This is a genomic window from Negativicoccus succinicivorans (genome assembly GCF_018373335.1).
Classification (GTDB): Bacteria; Bacillota; Negativicutes; order Veillonellales; family Negativicoccaceae; genus Negativicoccus; species Negativicoccus succinicivorans_A.
Genome location: NZ_JAHAHH010000088.1, coordinates 1 through 4547, shown reverse-complemented (window position 1 = coordinate 4547; position 4547 = coordinate 1). Strand labels below are relative to the sequence as shown.

Here is a 4547-nt window from a genome sequence, read left to right as displayed (position 1 = left end):
TGTATTCGTTGCTGCCGTCTTCTTGCGCTTTTGCTTCTACGGTTACGGTGTCACTGTCCACGATAGTGTTTCGCGTGTCCGTCACGTTACCGACAAAATCGGCAAGGTTGACATCATAGGTTTGGTTGTCATTTCGCGTGAATGTCAGTTTCTTGGTCGTCGCGTCATAGGTGCCGCCTGTCGTGTAGGTGTTGGTAGCCGAAAGTGTGTAGGTGCCGTTCTTCTTGTCCGGTGTTACTGTGATATTATCGCCCGCTTCGATCTTCGTCTTAGCCTTCGCGATTTTCTCCACTGCTCTCAGTTGCGCCACGTTGGCCGCGTCGGTATTTTCTGTACCCGCAGCTACGCCTGTGATCTGACGGGTCGCATTGGCGTTTCCTACCGAAACGGCCGCCAAATCGCCTTTTACGGTTGCTTTGACACCTTTATCTGTATTGAGATATACGGTTGCCGCGTCCGCTTTGCCGCGATCCGCTACGGAATCACTAGCGAGAGCTACGCCGCTCGCGACGGTGGTGTTGGCATTATGTCCGATGACGGTGGCGTCCTTGACGTTCGTTTCCGCGCTTTCATCCGCCGAACCGAGAACGATGCTTCCGTCCGCTCCCGTCAGTTTTCTCTTGTCGCCGAGAAGAACGGCGCCGGTCGTGTCTTTGACTGCGTTATCCGAGCCGATCATGGTGACATGGGTGACATTTTCCGCTTTATTTTTGAAACCGTCCACGAGGTTATGGGTGCTTACTTTATCTTTAGTTCCCGTGAGTGTATTATTGACGCCCATAATCTGAGACGCCATGGTGTAGTCCGCGGTATTACCGCCGCCAACCACCATGGTCGAGCCGCCGGACTCATTGTCAATGGTCATTTTGCGGAGTTTTTCAATCAACTCCTCTGGCGTAGCCGCGCCCTTGGAGAAGCCGTTGGGAAGTCCGGAGAGATCTTTGATCGAATTGGTCACTTTATTGCCCGCACCGAAAATCAAAGTACCGTTCGTATTTTCCGTCATATTGGCAAGACCGACAATGCTGTTGGAAATGCCTGCCGAACCGCTATGTCCTTTGGACTGGATCGTATTCAAAGAGCCGGCGATGGTGGAGCCGAAGTTTTGTCCTCCATAGTTCATGCTATTGAGTCCGCCCTCGCCCGTAAAGTCGCCGGTGCTGATGGAATAGGAGCCGATCATCGTGCCGAAAACGCCCTTATTAAAGGTATTCGTGCCTACCGTGGTCTGGTTGATGTGGTTGGCTTCCCCATTCGTTCCATTCGTGACGTCGGTGCCGCCCATCGTGCCCTGATAGGTATGCGCGCCGATCTGGATACTGCCCGTGCGGGCGAAAGAGTTGGTACCGATAGCGATACCTGTGGGTACGCGGTTAGGATCTTTAACCCCTACAACTTTAATACCGGTCCATCCCCTTTTCACGTTCCAGTTGGATTGGTCGAAACCGAGATAATATTCCTGTTTTCCGCCACCATTTAATACCTTGGCCTTCTTGCCGATCGCCACGGCGCCCGGTAAATCCACATCCGGAGTTACAAAGGCTCCGTCACCGATAGCTACGGCGCTGGACGAGTTGGCTACCGCTTCGCGGCCAATCGCAACGGCATTTGCACCCGTCGCGAGGGCATTGTGTCCGATCACTGTGACATCTTCTACTTTGATTTCTTGAAGGGTATCGGAAACCCCGAGGACAACGCTGCCGTTGGCTTTCGTCAGTTTTCTCTTATCACCGAAAACGAGCGCATTCTTCGTATCGGTGACTTGGTTTTCCGAGCCGATAACAGATACATGACTGATGTTTGTGCCCACATTTTTAAAGCCGTTAAGAAGATTGTAATCACTTGCGGCATTTTCCGCGCCGGTCAGTGTATTATTGACGCCCATCAGCTGGGAGGCCATGGCATAATTCGCCTTATTTCCCCCGCCGATGGCAAGAACGGCGCCACCGCCATTGGAAGATTTTACGGTCTTGCGAAGCGTATCCGCGAAATCCTTGGCGGAATCGCCGCCGCCCGTAATCCCGGAAAGTGTACCTATTGAATTTTCAATTTCATTCCCCGCACCAAAAATCAGCGCGCCATTCGCGTTATTCGTTCTGTTCGCAACGCCCACCACACTGTTGGCGATCCCGGATAAATTAGATGACGAACCGTCAGATTCGATACTGTTGAGCGAGCCTACAATACTGGCGCCCATATTTTGCGTACCATAGAATGACCACTTACTGCCATTGTATTTTCCGGAAATAATCGAATACGTCCCGAGGACGGAGGAAAACGCGCCCTGGTTATAGCTGTTCGCGCCGATTGTCGTGGCATTAATGTTGATGTTTTTCGATTTCACTTTTTGCACATCGGAGCCGTCGACTTCTGTATCTCCCAGTTTGCCTATGTATTTATGGTCGCCGATCATGGTGCTGCCGGAGCGGGCATACGCGTTCTGCCCGATAGCGATGCTGCTCGCCCACTTTGTGATGTCTTCCTGTTTAAATTTGAAATTTTTTTCCTGATTGCCATACATATTTTCGACAAAGGCATTCTTGCCGATGGCGACGCTGCCTTCCTGCATGACATAATCATTAATTTTCGCATGATCGCCAATGACAACCGCCCCGTTTTTACCGTTATTATTCTCTAAGGAAGTACCATTACCGATTTTGACATTCTGGTTGCCCGGCTCGACAAAGGTCGTCACTCCGTCAATCGCCGCATATGCCACGCCGGGGATAAAACCCAACGCAAGAACCGCCATGACGGCCGCGATGGATTTTCTTTGCCGACTTGCAACCGATTTCCCATGGCCTTTCGCGATTTCAGATGTCACTACCCAAGCGCCCTTTACCTTACTCCACACAAGTTTGTAGATTTTGTTCATGTTTTTCTCCTCTGCTTTTCTGCATGCTTTCCGAATTACCATTCTGTCCGATAGAAAATGAACCTTCCGGGGGGACTTCCCGATACTCTTTCTTGCATACTTTATCGTCTTGGAGTAAGCACTTCCTTTCAGAAAGACTTGCGTTGGCTTGGAAATTGTGACTATTTCCACCATCTACCAAGTCCGGCATGCCTCTTTGCGATCCTGACATATAATTATGATTCTATATACAAATCTATTTGTATTATAGATGTATTACAGGTTAATTACCCCCCCTATATCTATATAATTTTTGCATACATTGTATGATATTTATGCATTAACCAACAACCATACATTTTAACCACCGATAAATGTAAGGTGTCCGTCTTTGCGATAACGGATGCCCGTTTTTCCCGATCCAAAATAAAAAAGAAAAGGAAGGAACCCGTTAACAGATTCCTTCCTTTTTCACCGCGCTTATTTTCTTGCCATAAGCTTTTGCATTTGTTCTTTCAAAATTTCGATTTCATTCCTCATTTCTTTATTTTCCTCTTGCATTTTTTCATTCTTGCTCTTCAGGTCGCTGATTTCGCGCGCCATGGCGACTCTGGAGGTCGTGACGTTGTTGCCCTGTCCGAGTTTAACGGAAACGCCCGCGTTCACCATGTTTTCTCCGCCGCCGAACGAACCGCCGACGCTGAACATGGTATCTTCATTCGGACGGTAGTACGCGCCGATAGCGACGGCGTTCGCGCCGCTGTAATTGCCGTAGCCGGCCGCGAAGTCCCATTTGTCATCCGGATCGAAGTCGAGCGGATGGAGTGCGGCCAAAGCGGCCGCTCCCGCGCCGACGCGGTCAACACGGTTGCCCAGTTCTCCGATACGACCGCCCATATCGTAAATGTTATTTTCCAACTTGGTGATATTGGTCGTATTGGCGTCTACCTGCTTGTCCAACGCGATCAGGTTTTGGCCCGCCGTGTTTTCGGCTTTGATGTATTTGCCGTCGTTTTCAATTCTTGTTTCGTTGTAAACGGTTCCACCCGTGACAATGCCTTTATTGTCTTTCGCAATTACTCCGTCCGTCTTGACGTTCAGCTTGTAGTTGATACTTCCGTCCGCGTTTTTATCGGTAGCGTCTACGGCTACGGTATCGGTTTCCGCAATCGTATTTCTCGTATCCGTATCTACCACATCACTGATCATCTTGGAGACATCGACCTCATAGTTTTTGCTGGGGTCGTTTTGCGTGAATACAAGTTTCTTATTCTCCGCGTCGTAAGTGCCGCCGGTCGTGTAAGTGTTGGTATCTTTCGTCGCTACCGTGACTTTCTGCTCCTTGCCGTTGCTGTCTTTCAAGCTGATAGTCGTAGTATTGTCAGCGGCATTTTCCGTCCCTGTCATCGTGTAGGTAGTGTTGGTATCTACCGCACTCTGAATCGACTTGAGATCTACACTGCCTGTAACTTTATTGCCCTTCGTATCTTCAACGGAAAGGTTCAGCTTGCTGCCGTCGAGGGAAAGCGCGTTGTCAGCCGTCTTCAACGTCGTATCGGTCGCGGAAATTTTATAGCTGCCTGCCGTCGCGCCCGGCGCTACGGTGATATTATCACCCGCCTCGATAGTGGTCTTGGCCGCCGCGATTTCCTGTACCGCTTTCAACTGCGCGACGTTCACCGCGTCGGTGTCT

The 4547-nt window shown here is 50.1% G+C and carries 2 protein-coding genes; both read right to left on the bottom strand.

Annotated features, from left to right (window positions below):
• Positions 1-2875, bottom strand: a 2875-nt coding sequence (locus tag KH813_RS06065; RefSeq protein ID WP_303994460.1) for an ESPR-type extended signal peptide-containing protein, incomplete at its 3' end; no start/stop codon positions are given.
• Between the two features lie 459 nt (positions 2876-3334).
• A partial coding sequence (locus KH813_RS06060) for a YadA-like family protein (protein WP_303994459.1) occupies positions 3335-4547 on the bottom strand: 1213 nt, incomplete at its 5' end.